The sequence below is a fragment of the Sphingobium sp. B2D3A genome (assembly GCF_025961795.1).
Classification (GTDB): Bacteria; Pseudomonadota; Alphaproteobacteria; order Sphingomonadales; family Sphingomonadaceae; genus Sphingobium.
Map to the genome: position 1 here is coordinate 442,027 of NZ_JAOQOI010000001.1, position 18,858 is coordinate 460,884.

Here is an 18,858-nt window from a genome sequence, read left to right on the forward strand (position 1 = left end):
GTTCGCGCGATGGCCCAGACATTCGACCTGCTGCTGAAGGGCGGCACCGTCCACCTCCCGAGCGGCCCCGCACGCGTGGACGTGGGCGTCAATGCCGGCAGGATCGCCGCGATCGGCACCAGCCTTGGCGATGCGGGGGAAACGATCGACTGTACCGGCCTTGATGTGCTGCCGGGCGTGATCGACAGCCAGGTGCATTTCCGCGAACCCGGGCTGGAGCATAAGGAAGATCTCGAATCGGGCAGCCGGGCCGCGGTGCTGGGCGGCGTCACCGCCGTGTTCGAGATGCCGAACACCAATCCGAACACGGACACCGCCGAGCGCGTGGCCGACAAACTCAAGCGCGCCCATCACCGCATGTGGTGCGACCATGCCTTTTATGTGGGCGCCACCGGCGACAATGCCGAGCAACTCGGCGAGCTGGAGCGCATTCCGGGCACGGCGGGCGTCAAGATTTTCATGGGCGCTTCCACCGGCAGCCTGCTCGTCGCCGAGGACGAGGCCCTCGCGCGGGTGCTCGCCCATGGCCGCCGCCGCGTCGCCGTGCATTGCGAGGACGAGGCGCGGATGAATGCGCGCAAAGATGAGCGGATCGAGGGCGATCCGGCCAGCCACCCGGTCTGGCGCGACGATGAAAGCGCGATGATGGCCACCCGCCGCATCGTGAAGCTGGCGCGCGAAGCCGGGCGCCGCATCCATGTACTGCATGTCACCACGCCGGCCGAACTGGAATTTCTGAGCCAGCACAAGGACGTCGCGACGTGCGAGGTGACGCCCCAGCACCTCACGCTGGCCGGCGAGGATGCCTATCCGCGCCTCGGCACCTATGCGCAGATGAATCCGCCAATCCGCAGCGCCGCGCACCGCGAGGGACTGTGGCACTGGGTCGGCCAGGGCGTGCCCGATGTGCTCGGCTCCGACCATGCGCCGCACACCAAGGAAGAGAAGGCCAAGACCTACCCGGCCAGCCCGAGCGGCATGCCCGGCGTGCAGACTTTAGTGCCGCTGCTCCTCGATCATGTCGCAAACGGCCGCCTGACGCTCCAGCGCTTTATCGATCTGACCAGCGCCGGGCCGCAGCGCATTTTCGGTCTGGTCGGCAAGGGCCGCATCGCGACGGGCTATGATGCCGACTTCACCGTGGTCGACCTCAAGGCGCGCTGGACGATGGGCGCGGACTGGATGGCCTCGCGCTGCGGCTGGTCGCCGTTCGAGGGCATGAGCGTGACCGGCCGACCGGTCGGCACCATCGTGCGCGGCCATCGGGTGATGTGGGACAACCAGCTCGCCAATGAGGCGGTGGGCGAACCGGTGCGCTTCGAGGCGACCGAGTTCCCCGGCCACTGAGGCGAAGGCAAAAGGGGGAAGGCGGGGCGATGGCGACAACGCGGAGCACCACGAGACGCAAGGCGCCCCGGCGCAAGGGCCTGCGCTTTCCCGGCAATCCCACCAGCCTGCCGGGCAAGCTGTTCCGCTGGCTGCTGATGCTCATCCTCGCCTTCATCGGCATCTCGTTGCTGCAGGTGCTGGTCTATAAAGTCGTGCCGGTGCCGGTGACGATCACCATGCTGATGGACAAGAACGGCATCACCAAGGACTGGACGCCGCTGTCGGACATCGATCCGGACATGCCGCGTGCCGCCATTGCGGGCGAGGACGCCAAATTCTGCCAGCATCACGGCTTCGACACCGATGCCATCCGGCAGGCCATGCAACAGAACGCACGCGGCGGGCGCATTCGCGGCGGCTCCACGATCAGCCAGCAGACCGCCAAGAATGTGTTTCTCTGGCAGGGCGGCGGCTTCTTCCGCAAAGGACTGGAAGCCTGGTACACGGTGCTGATCGAGGCGATCTGGGGCAAGCGCCGGATCATGGAAGTCTATCTCAACGTCGCCGAGACGGGCATCGGCACCTACGGCGTGCAGGCCGGCGCAATCCGCTACTTCAACCATGGCGCAGACAGGATGAGCCGCACCGAGGCCGCCCGCATCGCCGCCGTCCTCCCCCTGCCCAAAAAGCGCGGCGCCATCGCCCCCACCGGCTTCACCCGCCGCCACGGCAACAACATCGCCCGCTGGATCGGCCATGTGAAAGCCGACGGACTGGATGCCTGCCTGGATCTGAACTGAGCGGGCAGACGCAGTTCCCGCACAAAGAGCAAATAAGCAGCCCAACAAAAAGGGCGGAGGCATCGCTGCCCCCGCCCTTCCGGTTTCTATTCGCGGCAGATCAGAAGCTGAAGCGCGCGCCGAGGCGGATCGCGTAAAGCGAGGAGCCGTTGGTCGTCACCAGTTCGTCCGCCAGCACCGTGTCGCTGCTCGGCTGCTCATATTTGTACTGAGCACAGCTGTTGGCGCCCACTGCCACGCAGCTCACCTTCGCAACGGTCTTGCGGAAGGGGAAGCTCGACCGAAGCTGCTGGCCCCATTTGTGGTTGAGCAGGTTCGTGAAGTTCTCGATGTCCGCAAACAGCGCGAAGCGCGTGCCCAGTGGCAGCGGCAGTTCCTGCTCCACATGAAGGTCGATGCGCGTGAACGCCTTCGAGCGGAAGGCATTGCGCGGCGCAACCTGCCCGCGATAGCCTGCCAGCCCAGAGGACTGGATGATGCTGTCGATCCGCGTCGCCGTCGCCGCGCTATCATAAATGACCTTCGGGTCGTTCACGCCGGTCGGCACGTAGAACAGATAGCGCTGTGCACTGCCGGCCGTGCCGAACACACCCGAGCGCCCCCCCGAGAGATCCTGCATCGTGTAGCTGTACCGGGCACCGGCACGGGTCGAGCCGAACAGGTCGATGCGCGTCTTGTAATCCCCGAAGAACGCGCGCTCGAACGACGCATTGTAGCGGAAGGCCCAAGTCACTTCGTCGTTCGAATGGCCAGGCCCGCTCAGATTGGCGTCATAAGCCGCGGTGTTGCCGTAGATCGAGCTTGCCTGAGAGGACGTGAGCGAGGTGTCGTCACGCACGTCCTGACGGGTATAGGCACCGCCGAGCGTCAGACCCCAGTCCCAGCTCTTCTCGGCGCGCAGGACGCCGATCCAGCCGCGACCATAATCGGTGTTGGTCAGGAGCAGGTCCTGGCCGGTATCGTTCGCGTTGCCGATCTTGCTGGTGTAGCGCTGACGGCCGTCCGGCGTGAGCGAGCCTGCAACGGGGATCGACCGCAGATCGATGACCTTCACCTGCGAACGCACTTTCGAATACAGCACATCGGCGCCGAAGCGCCAGCCGTCGCCGAGCGGACCCAGATCGGCCTCATAGTCCGCCGACAAGGTCGCGCGGAATTGGTTGGGTGCCTTGAAGTTCGGATCGATCGCATTGATCGACGTGGTCGCGTTCGGGTTCGCAGACAGACCGTTGGCTGCGGCGACCACCGCAGTGTTGGCAGCAGCGGGAATGTTGGTGAACGACGGGTTGTTGAGGATGGAGGACGCATTTGCGCTGTTGGCGCCGCTCGCGGAACCGTTAAGCTGGTAAATGCCGCCGTCCGTCTGGCGCGCCGTGATCGATGTGTTGATCACGCCGGTGTTGGAGAAGGAGTTGCCGATATAAACGTCCGGCGATCCGCCACCAAAGATGCCGCCACCACCGCGAATGGTGAGGCGCGGCGTTGCCTTGTAGGTGAAGCCAAGGCGGGGCTGCAGCAGGTCGATGCCACTGATGTTGCTGTTATTCGAGAAGCCGTAGCGCGGGTAGAAGTTGGGGTTTACCGCCGCAGTGCTCTTCATCCCGAACACATCCCAGCGCAGACCGACGCCGACCGAGAGCGTCTCGTTCACGCGCCAATCGTCCTGCAGACCGAAGGTGTACACATTGTAGGAGAAGCTGGCGGCGGCATCCGCGGGGTTAAGCGAAGCCGCGTTGTTGTAGCTGAAGCTCTGCGCCGTGCCGGCCTGGAAGTCGGCGATCGAGTCGAAATAATAGGTGCCCGCCGACGGATTGACGAACATGTTGAAGGACTTGGTGTGATTCCATTCCGCAAGAGCGCGGAGGTTGTGGTCGCCAGCCTTCAGCTTGGCGGAAACGGACCCGCCCCAGCTCTTGATGTTCAGCACATTCGACTGGCTCGGGCCGCCGGCGCCCAGGACGAACTGCGGCGTCCCAGTGGGGCACACGATGCTGGCCGCGGTCGTGGTAGCGCCATTCGTCGTGCGATCCGAGGTTGGCGCTGCGCAGACGGACATCTGGGCGCTGCGGCCCATCAGCGGGAACTGGCCGCTGTCATAGGTCTTGTAGAGAGCGCGGGTCTCGGTGGAGAAGCTATCCGACCAATCGGCATTCCAGGCCAGAATACCGGCCTTCAGTTCGTTGGGCTTGCGATAGGCGTTGGATTCGAGGCCAAGGTCACGGGTGCCGGTGGTCGAGCTGACGTTCAGCTCGTCCTTGGTGTAGAGGCCGGTCAGCGAGACGCGCTGAGTTTCGGAGAGGTTGGCGTCCAGCTTGCCGACGATGCGATCGTCCTTGTCGCCATCCGTGCGAAGGATGCCACCGGCATCGTAGTTGTAACGGCTCTGCGCGATGCCCACGATCTGCTGCAGGGCTGCATTCGTCGCGCCGATGACCGGCGTGCCAGCATTGTCTTCCTGCGTACCGAAGGCCACCGGACGGGCAGCGCGCACGCGCTCGGCGGAGACCATGAAGAACAGCTTGTCCTTGATGATCGGACCCGAGAGGGTTGCACCGAAGTCCTTGCTGGTGAAATCGGGCTGCGTGACGCGTCCGGCGGTGTTGAGGATATAGGGCTTGGTGCGCTTCCCGGTCAGCTCGTCCGAGCTGAAGGTGAAGAAGGCCGTGCCGTGGAATTCGTTGGTGCCCGACTTGAGGATCGCGTTCGAAACGCCGCCTTGGAAGAAGCCTTCGCGGATATCATAAGGCGCAACCTTGGTTTCGAACTGCCCGATGGAATCGAGCGGAACCGGACCACGACGTGACGGCAGCGCGTCCGGGTTGAGGCCGAAGCTGTCGGTGACCGGAACGCCGTCCACGGTGAAGCGGTTGAAGCGGGGATTCTGGCCCGCGAACGAAACCTGGCGACCGGTCGTCTGGCTGGTGTCGAGCGTCGCAAACGGGTCGCGCGCGGCAATGTCGCGGATATCGCGATTGACCGAAGCGATCTTGCCGATCTGCTCAGCAGTCATGACCATGGCGGGGCCCTGCGATACGTTGCCAGCGCCGCGGATGGCCGATGCGGTCACGACGATGGCGTCGCCTGAGGCCATCTCAATCGGCAGCGTGAAGGACTGGCCAACGACCGTGTACACGTCTGTCACGCGAACATCTTCGAAGCCGGATGCGGCGACCTCAACCGTGTAAGGCCCACCAATGCGCAGGCCGCTGGTCGAAAAGCTGCCGTCGGCGCCCGTCGTGGTGCGCGAGACGGTGCCCGAGGGGACGTGCGTCACGGTGACGGCGGCGCCGGCGACCGGCGCGCCTTCCGCCGTGACCGTACCGCGCACGGAAGAGGTGGTTTCCTGCGCATGGGCAGGGCTGAGCGCCACGCAGGTGGCGATGCTCGCGGCCGAGGCAGCGAGGAAGAAGCGGAAGTTGCGCATCGAAGATCCCCTTTAGATCATCACGAAAACTGGTCTTGAGCCGTCCTGATCACGGCTGCCTTCACCCCTCTGGGCTCGGACACATCCTCTCGCCTGGTCTGCGATCCTTATGTCATCGCCCGTGTCTGGCGGACGTGACTCAATTATGACGATGGCGGGTTCATACTGGCGACCTGCCCAGTCTCGCCATTGCGAAATGAGCGGTATGTATCCGGAAAAAGGAGGAAAATTCTCGAAGTCGCTCCTAATTCGGCAATAAAATCGCGCGATATCAATGACATATTGTGCAGTGCGGCATCCATGCAACGCTCGCGCAGAATCTTGCCATAAGATGAACGGATCGCCGGCCCGATCGACCGTCTGGGCTGCCGGCGGGGCTCAGTCGCGCGAGATGACCGGCCGCTGCAGAAGCGGACGCCATAAGGGCAGGATGAAAAACACGAGCAGCAGCCAGATCAGGCCGACCGCCCAGCCGCCCGCCACATCGATCGGCCAATGCACGCCGAGCCACACCCGGCTGGCGCCCGTAGCGAGAATCATCGCCGCGCAGATCCATGTCACCACCCGGCGCTGCGCCAACAGCGCGATCGCACCATAGAGCGCCATCGTACCTGCCGCATGGCCGCTGGGGAAGCTGGTGCCCACGGTCTCGATCACGCTCGCTGGCATATAGGGGATCATCATCATCGGGCGCGGCGCATTGAAGCCGAGCTTCACCACCCCGATGACGAGCGCGGTCCCCACGCCCGCGACCAGCAGCGGGATCAAGCGTTCGGGATGCCCCAGCTTGATGAAGACCAGCCCCACCGCCAGCACGATCAACGTGCGACCGCCGACCGCGCCCAGCCGGTCCAGCGCCACCCCGCCATGCGTCACAAGCCCCGCACCGCGCACGCCGTGCAGCTTGCCCGCCAATGCCATCAGCCGCTCATCGATGGGCGCGAACAGGCCGGTGGGCTGGAGAAAGCCGATGGCTGCGACCAGCAATGCCAGACCGAGCGCAAAACTGAGCGCGACGCCCGGAGTTGGCAGTTGCCGCATCCGCCTTTGGATCAGATGTGGAGCGCCCGCCCATAAGCGGCCAGCACGCTCTCGTGCATGGATTCGCTGATGGTCGGGTGCGGGAAGACCGTCTGCATGAAGTCCTGCTCCACCAGCTCGGCCGTCTTGCCGATGGTGTAGCCCTGGATCATCTCGGTCACCTCGGCGCCGACCATATGCGCGCCGAGCAGCTCGCCGGTCTTGGCGTCGAACACCGTCTTCACGAAGCCTTCCGCCTCGCCGAGCGCGATCGCCTTGCCATTGCCGATGAACGGGAAGGTGCCGACCTTCACGGTGTAGCCCGCATCCTTCGCCTTCGCCTCGGTCAGGCCCACGGAGGCGACCTGCGGCTGGCAATAGGTGCAGCCCGGAATGTTGAGCGGGTCCATCTCGTGCGGGTGGACATCCTTGTTGCCCAGCGCCTGCGCAATCGCCTCGGCGGCGGTCACGCCCTCATGGCTGGCCTTGTGCGCGAGCCATGGCGGCGCGGTGACATCGCCGATGGCCCAGATGCCATCGACGCCGGTGCGGCAGAGGCCATCGGTCTTGATATGGCCGCGCTCCAGCGTGACGCCCAGCGCCTCCAGCCCGATATTCTCGGTGTTCGGGACGATGCCGATGGCGACGATGCAATGACTGAACTCGCTGGTTTCGCTCTTGCCATCCTTGCCCTTGATGGCGGCGGTGACGCCCTTGTCGCTGGCCTTGAGGCTCTCCAGCGAGGCGCCGGTGACGATCTTCATGCCGCGCTTCACCAGCTGCTTTTCGAGGAATGCCGAGACGTCCTTGTCCTCGACGGGTACGATGCGATCCATCATCTCGACCACGGTCACATCCGCGCCCATGTCGTTATAGAAGCTCGCGAACTCGATGCCGATGGCGCCCGAGCCGATGACCAGCAGCTTGCCCGGCATTTCCGGCGGGGTCATCGCGGTGCGATAGGTCCAGATACGCTTGCCGTCCGCCGGCGCGAACGGCAGGTCGCGTGCCCGCGCACCAGTCGCCACGATGATGTGCTTGGCCGCCAAGTCGGTCTTCTTGCCGTCCTTGTCCGTGACCGAGAGCTTGCCCTTGCCGGTGATCGTGCCGCTGCCCATATGCACGGCAACCTTATTCTTCTTCATCAGGTGCGTGACGCCGGCATTGAGCTGCTTGGCGACACCGCGCGAGCGCTTCACCACCGCCTCGATGTCCGCGCTGATTTTCTCGGCGGCCAGGCCATAATCCTTGGCGTGGCTCATATAATGGAAGATCTCGGCCGAGCGCAGCAGCGCCTTGGTCGGGATGCAGCCCCAGTTGAGGCAAATACCGCCGAGCAGCTCGCGCTCCACAATGGCCGTCTTGAGGCCAAGCTGGCTCGCGCGGATCGCCGCGACATAGCCGCCGGGGCCGGAACCGAGAACGATGACGTCATAGGATTCAGACACGAAATGCTCCATCCATGATGCCCTCTCCCCTTGAGGGAGAGGGGTCTAAAATGACCGATTGCGCCTTCATTGCGCGTTCGCCAAGGGCGGCACCCTGCGGGGGCGGCGCACTTCGTCGATGGCGACGAAGATGAACCGGGCCTGCGTGACCTTGTAGGTTTCCTCGCTGTGCCGCGCGCGGCGCCAGGCTTCGACCTCAATGGTCATCGACGTGCTGCCCACCTTCACGAGCGTCGCGAAGACGGAGACCTCGTCCCCCACCAGCACCGGGCGGTGGAACTGCATGCCTTCCACGGCGATGGTGACAGCCCGCCCCTTGCTGTGCCGCGAGGCGACAAGCGCCGCCGCCATATCCATCTGGCCCATCAGCCAGCCGCCGAAAATGTCCCCATAGGGATTGGCATCGGCCGGCATGGCGGTGATCCGCGTCGCGGGCGCACCTTCCGGCAGGACATCCTCGTCAGCGGCCATGGTGCGCTTACGCCACCAGACCCAGCGGCGCCTCTACCAGTTCCTTGAACACCTTCATCAGCTCCGCGCCGTCCGCACCGTCGATGGCGCGATGGTCGAAGCTGCCGGTGGCGGACATCACGGTTGCGATACCAAGCGCATCATCAACGATATAGGGCCGCTTCTCGCCGGCGCCGATCGCCATGATCATCGCCTGCGGCGGATTGATCACCGCCTCGAACTGCTTGATGCCCATCATGCCCATGTTGGAGAGGCTGGCGGTGCCGCCGGTGAACTCTTCCGGCTTGAGCTTGCCTTCCTTGGCGCGGGTGGCGAGGTCCTTCATCGCGGTCGAGATGGCAGAGACGGACTTGGCGCCGGCATCGGTGATGATCGGCGTGATCAGTCCGCCCTCGATGGACACGGCCACCGAGATGTCGGCTCGGCTGAACTTGAGCAACTGGTCGCCGGCAAACTGCACATTGCACTTGGGCACAGCCAGCAGCGCCTTGGCCAGCGCCTTGATCAGCAGATCGTTGACCGAGAGCTTCACGCCCTGCGATTCGAGCGCCTTGTTCAGCTCGCCACGCAGCTTGAGCAGCGCGTCGAGGCGCACATCCACGGTAAGGTAGATGTGCGGCACCTGCTGCTTCGATTCGGTGAGGCGGCGCGCAATGGTCTTGCGCATGTTCGAGAGCTTCTCGACCTCGTGCGGAATGCCGAAATCCTGCGCGGCCGCGGCCACCGGGGCAGGCGCGGCCGAAGCCGACGCTGTGGGCGCCGCGGCCGGGCTCGCGGCCGGCTTGGGCGCGGTGCTGCCGGGCTTCACGCCCTCCAGATCGGCCTTCACGATGCGGCCATTGGGACCAGTACCGGAAACCGCGGCCAGATCGATGCCGCTGTTCGTGGCGATGCGGCGGGCAAGCGGGCTCGCCTTGACGCGATCTCCAGAGGAGGCAGCGGCCGGCGCAGCGGTCGATTTCGCGACTTCCGGCTCCGGCTTGGGGGCGCTGGCTGCTTCCGGCTTCTTCTCCGCAGCGGCGTCGGCCTTGGGTGCGGGCTTGGCTACAGCGGGCGCATCGCCGCTCGGCACCTCCTCGCCTTCCTCGACCAGAACCGCGATGACGGTGCCGACCTTCACATTGTCGGTCCCTTCGGCGACGAGGATCTTGCCGACGACCCCTTCGTCCACGGCTTCAAATTCCATGGTGGCCTTGTCGGTCTCGATTTCGGCGAGCAGATCGCCGGACGAGACGGTGTCGCCTTCCTTCACGAGCCATTTCGAAAGCGTGCCTTCCTCCATGGTCGGCGAGAGGGCGGGCATCTGGATATTGATCGCCATGGGGGCCAGGCTTTCCTGTTTTTCGGGTTGGACAATCACCGGCCACCTTCACGCTTTGCCCGTCGGGGTCAAGGCCATCCCTTGCATCCAGACCGAATTTCCCGCACCTACCGAGCCGGTTTCTTCGGGGGAGCAGGCGATGATGCGGACTTATCTCGTCGTGGTGGACGAAAGCAGCGAGGCGGAATCAGCCCTGCTGTTCGCCGCGCGCCGCGCTGCCAAGACGGGCGGCGGCGTGCATATGCTGGCGCTCGTGCCCAAGACCGAGTTCGTCCAATGGGGCGCCGTGCAGGCGACGATGGAGGAAGAAGCGCGCGCCCGCGCCGAGGCTCTCGCGGCCAGTGCCGCCGGCACGCTGATGGCGGAAGCCGGCATCCAGCCCGCGATCACGGTCAAGGTCGGTGATCCCGTAGCATCGGTGAAGGAGATGCTGGCCTCGGGCGAAACGGTCGCCGCGCTCGTACTCGGCGCCGCGCCCAAGGGCGCGCCCGGACCACTGGTGGCGCACTTTGCCGGCAATGATGCCGGCACCCTGCCCTGCCCGGTGATGATCATCCCCGGATCGCTGAGCCGCGAGGATATCGAACGGCTGAGTTAGGTCGGCCATCGTGTCCCTGCAGCGTGTTCCTGCGAAGGCAGGAACCCAGGGCGCAACCGACGAACCTCGCCGCCCTGGCTCCTGCCTTCGCAGGAGCACTGTTAATTTCATTACGACAATGAAAAGGGGCCGACCTTCGCCAGCCCCTCCTTCAAATCCGATTGCGGCCGGTTCAGCCCGGCTGGTTGGCCCGCTCGGCGCCATTGCCGTCCAGATTCTCCGCGACGAACGCCCAGTTGACGTGCTTCTTGAGGATCGTGTCCGCGAAGTTGGGGCGCGCGTTGCGATAATCGATGTAATAGGCATGCTCCCATACATCGAGGATGAACAGCGGCGTATCGCCATGCGCCACCGGGCAATCGGCGTCGTGATAGCTGGTCACTTCCAGCTTACCATCCTTGAGGATGAGGGCGGCCCAGCCGCTGGCGAAGTGGCCGACGGCTTCCGCCTTCAGCTTCTCGATCAGCGCGTCGGTCGAGCCGAAGCCTTCGTTGATGAGATCGGCCAGCTTGCCGCTCGGCTCCTGCGTCTCGGGCGAGAGGCACTGCCAGAAGAAGCTGTGGTTCCAGATCTGGCCGACCTGGTTGAACAGCCCGCCCTTGGAGGACTTGATCAGCTCGACCAGCGACTTGCCCTGCAGGGCCGGATCGGCGGCAACCAGCTCATTGGCCTTCGTCACATAGGCATTGTGGTGCTTGCCGTGATGATAGTCGAAGGTCTCGGCCGACATGTCATCGCCAAAGGCGGTCTTGGCATAGGGAAGGTCGGGCAGTGTGAATGCCATGGCGCTAATCTCCTCTTGGTGCATTAAAGTCGTTCTGCAGGCGAAACGCGCAGGCGCGCGATTCGTGTCGGTTGCCCGCAGCAGATGGCGCGTAGACCGGCAGCTTTCCAGTCATCTCTCCCGATCAGCGCCAAATATAATTTCGATATGACAGCGGCGCGACTTTGGCATAGCCTGTGCGATGGCCGATAACCGGCTTTAGGGGAGGGTGCGGTCAAAGCACCCGGCAAACGACTGGGGGAGCATCATGACGAAACTGTTCGGCAATCTGCATCTCGTCCTGCTGATCGGGGTTATTCTGACCCTGGCTGTCATTTACGGCATTGGCCCGAATGGCGAATCCGTCTCCGCCGCCTTGCGCTGGCTGCACACCTTCTTCGGCATTTTGTGGATCGGCCTGCTCTATTACTTCAACTTCGTGCAGATCCCGACCATGCCCAAGGTTCCGGCAGAGCTGAAGCCGGGCGTCTCCAAGTTCATTGCGCCCTCCGCGCTGTTCTTCTTCCGCTGGGCCGCAGCGCTGACCGTGCTGACCGGCCTGCTGGTGGCGTGGCGCACCGGCTATCTGCACGAGGCGTTCGCGTTCAAGGCGCCCTATCAATTGATTGGTCTGGGCATGTGGCTCGCCCTGATCATGGCGATCAACGTGTGGTTCGTGATCTGGCCGGCGCAGAAGAAAGCGCTGGGTCTGGTGGCCGCCGACGATGCGACCAAGGCCAGCGCCGCCACCCGCGCGATGATCTTCAGCCGCACCAACACGCTGCTGTCGATCCCGATGCTCTACTGCATGGTGAACTTCAACGGCGGCTGAGCGGCCGGCGCCCTGCGCGAGGCGGCAAGCGCCTCAAAGCAGGGCGTGTTTCTTCAGGCAGTGCCGCAACTGGTCGTAGGAGAGCCCGATCGCCTTGGCCGTTGCACGCTGGTTGAAGCGGTGGCGCTGGAGGGCATGGCGCAGGATCGCGGCCTCATGCGCGTCGACAGCGCCGCGAAAGTCGGCGACATCGTCCAGCGCGATCAGCAATCGCCCGTCCTCGACCGCGCCCTCCTCTGAAGGACCGGCAACAGGCGCCGCGGTGGCGGCAGCGGGTTTTCCCGGCATCGGCTGCGGCTTCCATGGCGAAGCAAAGGGATCGAGCTGGATCTCGTCGATCGGCCGATCCGGATCGGGCCAGCGATACACGGCGCGCTCGACCACATTGCGCAGCTCGCGCACATTGCCGGGCCAGCGATAGGCGTTGAGCGCCGTCATCATCCGCATGGAAAAGCCCGGCCATGACGACCAGCCGCATTCCGATGCCATCTTGCGCCCGAAATGCTCGACCAGAACGTCGACATCGCCCTCGCGCCCGCGCAGAGGCGGCAGGGTAATCACCTCGAAGCTCAGCCGGTCGAGCAGGTCGGCGCGGAACCGCCCGGCTTCCACGGCATCGGGCAGATGCTCGTTGGTCGCGCCAACGATCCGCACATCCACATTGAGCGGCCGCGAACTGCCGATGCGCGTCACCTCGCCATATTCCACGGCGCGCAGCAGACGCTCCTGCGCCGCCATGGAGAGCGTACCCAGTTCATCGAGGAACAATGTGCCGCCATCGGCCTCCTCGAAGCGACCGGCCCGCGCCCGTGTCGCGCCGGTGAAGGCCCCGGCCTCATGGCCGAACAGCTCGGCCTCGATCAGCGTCTCGGGCAAGGCGGCGCAGTTCATGATGATGAGCGGCCCATCCCAGCGCTGGGAGAGACGATGGATACGCTCGGCGATCAGCTCCTTGCCGGTGCCCCGCTCGCCGATGACCAGCACCGGGCGATTGAGATCGGCCGCGCGGCCGGCCTGCTCGACCGCATCCAGAAAAGCGAGGGATTCCCCGACAAAATGCGTCGTCTTTTCCATTCCCAACTTTTAGGGATATTTCCCAACTCATTGCAACAAGCAATGCTTCGCGCGCACCTCGGCCGGGAAGAGATTGGCGGAAATCCGGGCTTCTCAGAAATTGGCACGCCCCCTGCAACGCATTGGACAATCCGCCAATGAGCGGGATTTGAAGGCCCAACCAGGATCAGGAAGAGACCGCCATGTTGAACACGATCGACCGCTTCGGTGCTCAGACCGCCGCAGCATGTCTTACCCTCATTTTCAGCGCCATCATGGTGATCGGCGCTGTCGGCCCTGCTGTCACCGGCAACCCTGCCGCCACGACTGCAGCGGCTCTGGACAACACACCGGACAAGCCGTCACAATCCCTTGTGTGACGGCTTCAAGGTCGGGGCAGCACACCCCCGCTGCCCCGACCGAACCGCCTCAGTTGGAGTATGTACATGAGTATTTTCTCTCGCACCCGGGACATCATTGCCGCCAACGTGACCGATCTGCTCGATCGCGCCGAGGACCCGGCCAAGATGATCCGCATGATCATCCTCGAAATGGAGGAGACGCTGGTCGAGGTGCGTGCATCGGCAGCGCGGACCATCGCCGACCAGAAGGAGATGCGCCGCCACATTGCCAAGCTCGATGCCCTGCAGGAAAGCTGGGTCGAGAAGGCGCAGCTCGCCCTCTCCAAGGATCGCGAAGACCTTGCCAAGGCCGCGCTGGTCGAAAAGCAGAAGGCTGGCGACATGGCCGAGCAGCTGCGCGGGCAGATTGCCATGCTGGATGAGGCGCTGGCCGCATCCGAAGAAGACATCGCCAAGCTGCAGGCCAAGCTGCGCGAGGCGCGCGTCCGGCAGAACAGCCTCGTCGCCCGCATGGAGAGCGCACAGACGCGCCGGCGTGCGCGCGAGATGTACAATGGCGAGCGCGTGCAGGATGCCTTCTCCCGCTTCGAACTGCTGGAGCGCCGGGTCGATCTGGCCGAAGGCGAGGCCGATGCCATGGGTCTGGGCGGTCAGCCCAAGACGCTGGAGCAGGAGATCGCCGAACTTCAGTCCGCCGACAAGGTGGAAGCCGAACTCGCGGCGCTCAAGGCCGCGCAAGCCAGGAAGGATTGATCCATGGAGGACGTCTTTCTGCCCATCGTCATCTGCGGCATGCTGTTCATCGGCATGCCGTGGCTGATCTTCCACTATGTCACCAAGTGGAAGCAGGCGCCCAAGATCACCGATGAGGACGAACGGCTGCTCGATGAGATGCACATGCTCGCCCGTCGCCTGGAGGAACGCCTCCAGACGGTCGAGCGGATCATCGCCGCCGACAATCCCGATTTCCGTCCAGCCCGCCCGAGCGCGAGCGACGATCCCTATTTCGACAGGAGGAACTGAGATGTCCGCCCGCCGCACCAAATTCTACCTCGACAAGAAAAATGCCAAGGCCATGGGCGTGTGCGCCGGCATTGCCGACTATATGGGCATCGACGTGCTCTGGGTCCGCATTGGCGCCGTGCTCGTTACGCTGGCCGGCGGCTTCCCGTGGACGGTGATCGCCTATCTGCTCGCCGCATGGATGGCCGAACCCAAGCCGACCGGCCTCTATGCCGACCGGGAAGACGAGCGCTTCTGGCAGGGCGTGCGCACCAATCCGGCGCGCTCGACCCGCGATGTGCGCAGCAAGTTCCGCGACATCGACCGGCGCCTGTCCGACATCGAGACCTTCTACACTAGCCGCAACACCCGGCTCGCCGACGAGATCGACAGCCTGCGCTGACAAGACGCGCGATGCGAATGAGAGGCGCAACAGCGCTCGATTACAGGGAAATTTGAACCATGGATCCTATCACCGCAGACGCCGTCGTCGAATCGATGCCGCTCATCGTCGGCGCCAGTTCACTGATCGGCCTGCTGGCCATCGCTGGATGGGTCTTCAACACATGGCTGCGCGTCCGGCACGGCTATCCGCTCGAGAACAGCTGGGGCAAGGCCGTCTATCCGCAGAAGAATGAGGAGCTGAGCGAGCGCATCAAGCTGCTCAGCCAGGAGAATGCGCAACTGCGTGCCGAGCTTGGCGCGGTCAAGGATCGGCTGGCCAATGTGGAGCGCATCGTGACCGACAGCGCCCTTCACCTGACCAACGAGATCGAGAGCCTGCGCACCCCCTCCAACTGATCGCCATTCAACTGGCCGGGAGCCCATCATGCCTGCTTCAATGCTGTTATTCTTCATGATTGTCGTCGGCATCCCGGTCATCGGGGGCATCTGGAGCAAATATATGCGGCAGAAGATGAAGCTCCGCGAGCGCGAGTTGGACGTACTCGGCACACAGACCGCAGAAAAGGCCGCACAATATGCCGCGCAGGTCGAGCGGCTGGAGCAGCGGGTGCGCGTGCTGGAGCGGATCGTGACCGATCGCGGCGCCGCCCTTGCCCATGAAATCGACCAGCTCGGCGGCGCTGAATCCGCCCCTCACGAAATCCCCACGCGGACCGACCACTAAGACATCGACAGGAGGAGATAGAGTCATGACCGATCTTGACCTCGTGAAGCACGCCATGACCATGATAGCGCTAACTTTATCATTCGCACTTGTCGCCCTGGCCTCGCTCAAGGGCTGGAACGGATGGCTGGCGCTCAAGCGGGCAGAGCTGGACATGGCCGCCAGCCGCGCCGCCCCGCGCGCGCCGACCCCGGACGCACCCCTGGCCGGCGGGCTGATCGAGATGGCCGACCTCAAGGAGCGCATCCGCAAGCTGGAGGCCATCGCCGCCGGCATCGACGTCTGATCCGCAGAGTTTCACTGGCCTCCCGCGCGCCGCGACCTATATGGGCGGCATGACGACATTGCAGACCATCCAGGACGATTACGAACTGCTCGAAGGCGATGAGCGCTACCGGCTGCTGATCGACCTGGGCCGCGAACTGGAGCCGATGCCGGACGTGCTGAAGACGGACGCGACGCTCGTGCGGGGCTGCTCCGCCTCCGTCTGGGTCTACCCGACACGGCTGGACAATGGCGCGCTGCATTTCCTGGCGGACAGCAACGCTGCCATCACCAAGGGCATCATCGCCTTGGTCCTGCTCACTGTGCAGGACCGGATGCCGGCGGAGGTCGCGACGTTCGATATCGAACAGGCGCTGGCACCCTTCGACCTCAAGCGCCAGCTCTCGTCCAATCGCACCCAAGGGCTGCCGAACATGATCGCGCTGATCCGGGAAACGGCGACTCGCCTGCAGGCGGAGGATGCTGCGGGTTGAAAAGGGGGCGGTTGACAGGCTCACGTCAGAGCTTGCAGGTTGGGCGCCATACCGGTGAGCCGTTTTCACCGCAGCTTCATTCGCATGCGGCCTCCGCCACGAACAGGGCGGGCGCCAGAAGAAACAGGTGGCGCATTGATTGATCCCAAGCATTTCCGCGACGTTCTCGGCAGTTATCCCACCGGCGTATGCGTCATCACCTCAAACAATGCGGACGGCCAGCGCTGGGGCCTCGCGGTCGGCACCTTTTCCTCCATCTCGCTGGACCCGCCGCTGGTCGGCTTCCTGCCCGACAAGCGCTCGGGAAGCTGGGCCAATATCGCCACCACCGGCCGCTTCTGCGTGAATGTGCTGGGCAATGCGCAGCTGGAGACCTGCCGGCGATTCGCCTCGCGGCATGACGACAAGTTCGAGGGCATGGCCCATGGCACCAGCCCCGGCGGCCTGCCGATTCTCGATGGTGCGCTCGCATGGATCGAATGCGCGATTGAAAAGGTTGTCGAACTGGGCGACCATCTCCTCGTCGTCGGCGCGGTGCAGGCCATGGAGCGTGCGCCCGAGGGATCGCCGCTGATCTTCTATCGCGGTGGCTATCACCGGCTTGTCGATCTGGAAGAAGCCACCGCCTGACCGGCTCACGCCCGGCCGAACGGCAGGATCGCCTCCAGCTCCGGCAAAGACGGCTTGCCCGGCACCTGCCGGCCGCTACGCATCAGGAAGACATGGCGGACGATTTCTGCCTGCTGCTCGATCCCATAGCGCGCGAACGGCTTGCCCGGCTGGAAGTCGTAATCATAGCGGCAGAACGGGTGGCGCCGCACCAATAGGTTGGTCCCGGTCTGGTGCTGCCAGACATGCGTCATTTCGTGAATGAACAGGCCTTGCGCAGCCGGATCTCCAGCGCCGAAGCAATCGCAATAGCCGCGCCCCTGCGGATGAAAATGAATGTGCCCGCGCGGCGCCATGACGATGGCACGCGGCTGGAACGGCCACCATTTGCGGTTGCGAATTCGCACCTCCTCCAGCGCGATCGCATCGCCGAACATCCGCTCGACCAGCACGCGCTCCGGCTGGGACAGCGGCCGATCGACGGCGCCAACGTGCGGGGATGGGACGGCCATGCAGCCGAGATAGGCGCCCTTGCCTCACCGGCAAGGCCCGCCCGCCCCGGCGCATGCCCGCCGGCCGTCACTCGCTCTTGAGATCGAGAACCGAAACCGCCGCCAGAATGACGCCAAAGACCGCAACCATGCCGATGAAGGTCAGGACCGGCCACTGCATAAGAAGGTTCATCGCGAATGCTCCTGCAAAAGAATGTGATGAGCCCTCTTTTCACCGAACGGCACTGCCGACATTGATCGGCATCAAACCCGCGCGCGCGCCCCGTCCCGGCGGAATTTTTTACGGATGATCACAGCTCCCCTCTTCCCGTGCGCAAAAACCGACAATCTTGCCCAAGTCTGACAGGTCCATTCATCGGGCGGTCATCTGGGCTGACTTAGAAAAGCGATGTGGCGCGGGGACTGACCTCGGGATTCCCCCCTGTTGCCCGGGCTTCGCCCCGCACCACATGCGCAAAAATTTAGGCGCTTTCTTCGAGCCCCCGCTCCATGCCCCCCGGAGCGGGGGTTTTCGATGTCCGCGCGATCCGCCCGGCCTGGTGCCGCGGCACGCAGCCGCTCGAGTCAAAATAATCGCTTCGCGGCTTGGGTTCGGCGCCGAGGGCGGCTAGGGACTTTGGCCATGTCGACCAAGCAGACTCTCAAGATCGCCTCCTGGAATATCAACAGCGTCCGCGCCCGCCTCGAAATCGTCGAGCGCTTCCTCACCGAGTATCAGCCGGACGTTCTGTGCATGCAGGAGACCAAGGTCGTGGACGGCTCCTTCCCGGAGGGCCTGTTCCGCCGGCTCGGCTATAATCATCAGGTGCTGCACGGCCAGCCGATGCACCATGGCGTGGCCATCGTCAGCCGCATTCCGGTGCGTGAGGACGAGCGACTCGACTGGCAGGCCAATGGCGAGGCGCGCCACATCGGCGTGCGGCTGGAAAACGGGCTGCGCATCGAGAATGTCTACGTGCCCGCCGGCGGCGAAGAGCCGGACCGCACGATCAACCGCAAGTTCGGCCAGAAGCTCGATTTTCTGCAGCGTATGATCGATTGGTCCGGCAAGCTCGGCGGATCGACCCTGCTGCTCGGCGACTTCAACGTCGCGCCGCTGGAGTGCGATGTGTGGAGCCACAAGCAGCTCATCAACGTCGTCAGCCACACCCAGATCGAGCGCGACCTGCTCGGCCATCTCCAAAGCTCGCACAACTGGATCGACCTTGGCCGGCGCTTCGTGCCCGCGCCCGAGCGGCTCTACACCTGGTGGAGCTACCGCGCGCAGGATTGGGCGAAGTCTGATCGCGGCCGTCGGCTCGACCATATGTGGCTGAGCCCCGACCTCGCGGAGACGGCCGTGTCGCATCAGGTCGCCGAGGATTGCCGCAGCTGGACGCGCCCCTCGGACCATGCGCCGCTGATCACGGAATTCGCCTTCTGATGGG

The 18,858-nt window shown here is 64.3% G+C and carries 22 protein-coding genes; 14 read left to right on the forward strand and 8 right to left on the reverse strand.

Features of this window, described 5'->3' with window-relative positions; genetic code table 11:
- Positions 1 to 9: 9 nt before the first annotated feature.
- Complete coding sequence (locus M2337_RS01910; protein ID WP_264571481.1) at positions 10 to 1,347, forward strand: dihydroorotase; 1,338 nt, start codon at positions 10 to 12, stop codon at positions 1,345 to 1,347.
- 29 nt (positions 1,348 to 1,376) lie between these two features.
- Positions 1,377 to 2,129, forward strand: coding sequence for a monofunctional biosynthetic peptidoglycan transglycosylase (mtgA, locus tag M2337_RS01915; protein ID WP_264571482.1), 753 nt, complete (start codon positions 1,377 to 1,379; stop codon positions 2,127 to 2,129).
- A gap of 100 nt (positions 2,130 to 2,229) precedes the next feature.
- Here the strand turns inward: mtgA and M2337_RS01920 are convergent, their stop codons facing one another.
- The 5 genes from M2337_RS01920 to M2337_RS01940 all read right to left on the reverse strand — a co-directional run bounded on the left by M2337_RS01920 (position 2,230) and on the right by M2337_RS01940 (position 9,813).
- Complete coding sequence (locus tag M2337_RS01920) at positions 2,230 to 5,553, reverse strand: TonB-dependent receptor (protein ID WP_264571483.1); 3,324 nt, start codon at positions 5,551 to 5,553, stop codon at positions 2,230 to 2,232.
- Positions 5,554 to 5,931: 378 nt separating this feature from the next.
- Positions 5,932 to 6,594, reverse strand: coding sequence for a phosphatase PAP2 family protein (locus M2337_RS01925; RefSeq protein ID WP_264571484.1), 663 nt, complete (start codon positions 6,592 to 6,594; stop codon positions 5,932 to 5,934).
- Positions 6,595 to 6,605: 11 nt separating this feature from the next.
- A complete protein-coding gene (gene lpdA, locus M2337_RS01930; protein WP_264571485.1) occupies positions 6,606 to 8,021 on the reverse strand; it encodes a dihydrolipoyl dehydrogenase in 1,416 nt (471 codons plus the stop codon).
- Positions 8,022 to 8,087: 66 nt separating this feature from the next.
- On the reverse strand, positions 8,088 to 8,492 hold the full coding sequence (locus M2337_RS01935) for an acyl-CoA thioesterase (protein ID WP_181560855.1): 405 nt from the start codon (positions 8,490 to 8,492) through the stop codon (positions 8,088 to 8,090).
- 7 nt (positions 8,493 to 8,499) lie between these two features.
- Positions 8,500 to 9,813, reverse strand: coding sequence for a pyruvate dehydrogenase complex dihydrolipoamide acetyltransferase (locus M2337_RS01940; protein WP_264571486.1), 1,314 nt, complete (start codon positions 9,811 to 9,813; stop codon positions 8,500 to 8,502).
- A 142-nt stretch (positions 9,814 to 9,955) separates the two neighbouring features.
- On the opposite strand from M2337_RS01940, the gene M2337_RS01945 reads away from it, so the two are divergent.
- Positions 9,956 to 10,411 (forward strand): universal stress protein, encoded by a 456-nt coding sequence (locus M2337_RS01945; protein WP_181561548.1) that lies wholly within the window; start codon positions 9,956 to 9,958, stop codon positions 10,409 to 10,411.
- A 172-nt stretch (positions 10,412 to 10,583) separates the two neighbouring features.
- Here M2337_RS01945 and M2337_RS01950 read toward each other — a convergent pair whose 3' ends face one another.
- Complete coding sequence (locus M2337_RS01950; protein WP_264571487.1) at positions 10,584 to 11,195, reverse strand: superoxide dismutase; 612 nt, start codon at positions 11,193 to 11,195, stop codon at positions 10,584 to 10,586.
- Positions 11,196 to 11,442: 247 nt separating this feature from the next.
- On the opposite strand from M2337_RS01950, the gene M2337_RS01955 reads away from it, so the two are divergent.
- Complete coding sequence (locus M2337_RS01955) at positions 11,443 to 12,006, forward strand: urate hydroxylase PuuD (protein WP_181560858.1); 564 nt, start codon at positions 11,443 to 11,445, stop codon at positions 12,004 to 12,006.
- Positions 12,007 to 12,039: 33 nt separating this feature from the next.
- On the opposite strand, the gene pspF is transcribed toward M2337_RS01955, so the two are convergent.
- Complete coding sequence (gene pspF / locus M2337_RS01960; protein ID WP_264571488.1) at positions 12,040 to 13,080, reverse strand: phage shock protein operon transcriptional activator; 1,041 nt, start codon at positions 13,078 to 13,080, stop codon at positions 12,040 to 12,042.
- 182 nt (positions 13,081 to 13,262) lie between these two features.
- Between pspF and M2337_RS01965 the strand changes: the two genes are divergently transcribed.
- From M2337_RS01965 to M2337_RS02005, 9 genes are all read left to right on the forward strand, one after another.
- Positions 13,263 to 13,439: a hypothetical protein gene (locus M2337_RS01965; protein WP_181560860.1), complete on the forward strand. Its 177-nt coding sequence runs from the start codon at positions 13,263 to 13,265 to the stop codon at positions 13,437 to 13,439.
- 66 nt (positions 13,440 to 13,505) lie between these two features.
- On the forward strand, positions 13,506 to 14,174 hold the full coding sequence (pspA, locus tag M2337_RS01970; RefSeq protein WP_181560861.1) for a phage shock protein PspA: 669 nt from the start codon (positions 13,506 to 13,508) through the stop codon (positions 14,172 to 14,174).
- A 3-nt stretch (positions 14,175 to 14,177) separates the two neighbouring features.
- Positions 14,178 to 14,444 carry an envelope stress response membrane protein PspB gene (gene pspB, locus M2337_RS01975; protein WP_181560862.1) on the forward strand — a complete coding sequence of 89 codons (267 nt, stop codon included), beginning with the start codon at positions 14,178 to 14,180 and terminating at the stop codon, positions 14,442 to 14,444.
- Between the two features lies 1 nt (position 14,445).
- Entirely contained in the window at positions 14,446 to 14,826 is a 381-nt protein-coding gene (gene pspC, locus M2337_RS01980) for an envelope stress response membrane protein PspC (protein ID WP_181560863.1), read from the forward strand.
- 95 nt (positions 14,827 to 14,921) lie between these two features.
- On the forward strand, positions 14,922 to 15,224 hold the full coding sequence (locus M2337_RS01985) for a cell division protein ZapB (RefSeq protein ID WP_264572317.1): 303 nt from the start codon (positions 14,922 to 14,924) through the stop codon (positions 15,222 to 15,224).
- A gap of 28 nt (positions 15,225 to 15,252) precedes the next feature.
- A complete protein-coding gene (locus M2337_RS01990; RefSeq protein ID WP_181560864.1) occupies positions 15,253 to 15,552 on the forward strand; it encodes a hypothetical protein in 300 nt (99 codons plus the stop codon).
- Between the two features lie 25 nt (positions 15,553 to 15,577).
- On the forward strand, positions 15,578 to 15,838 hold the full coding sequence (locus M2337_RS01995) for a hypothetical protein (protein WP_264571489.1): 261 nt from the start codon (positions 15,578 to 15,580) through the stop codon (positions 15,836 to 15,838).
- A gap of 40 nt (positions 15,839 to 15,878) precedes the next feature.
- A complete protein-coding gene (locus tag M2337_RS02000; protein WP_413716213.1) occupies positions 15,879 to 16,310 on the forward strand; it encodes a SufE family protein in 432 nt (143 codons plus the stop codon).
- A gap of 135 nt (positions 16,311 to 16,445) precedes the next feature.
- Entirely contained in the window at positions 16,446 to 16,940 is a 495-nt protein-coding gene (locus M2337_RS02005; RefSeq protein ID WP_264571491.1) for a flavin reductase family protein, read from the forward strand.
- 5 nt (positions 16,941 to 16,945) lie between these two features.
- Here M2337_RS02005 and M2337_RS02010 read toward each other — a convergent pair whose 3' ends face one another.
- A complete protein-coding gene (locus tag M2337_RS02010; protein ID WP_413716214.1) occupies positions 16,946 to 17,431 on the reverse strand; it encodes a vgr related protein in 486 nt (161 codons plus the stop codon).
- 622 nt (positions 17,432 to 18,053) lie between these two features.
- On the opposite strand from M2337_RS02010, the gene M2337_RS02015 reads away from it, so the two are divergent.
- Positions 18,054 to 18,854, forward strand: coding sequence for an exodeoxyribonuclease III (locus M2337_RS02015; RefSeq protein ID WP_181560868.1), 801 nt, complete (start codon positions 18,054 to 18,056; stop codon positions 18,852 to 18,854).
- Positions 18,855 to 18,858: the final 4 nt, after the last annotated feature.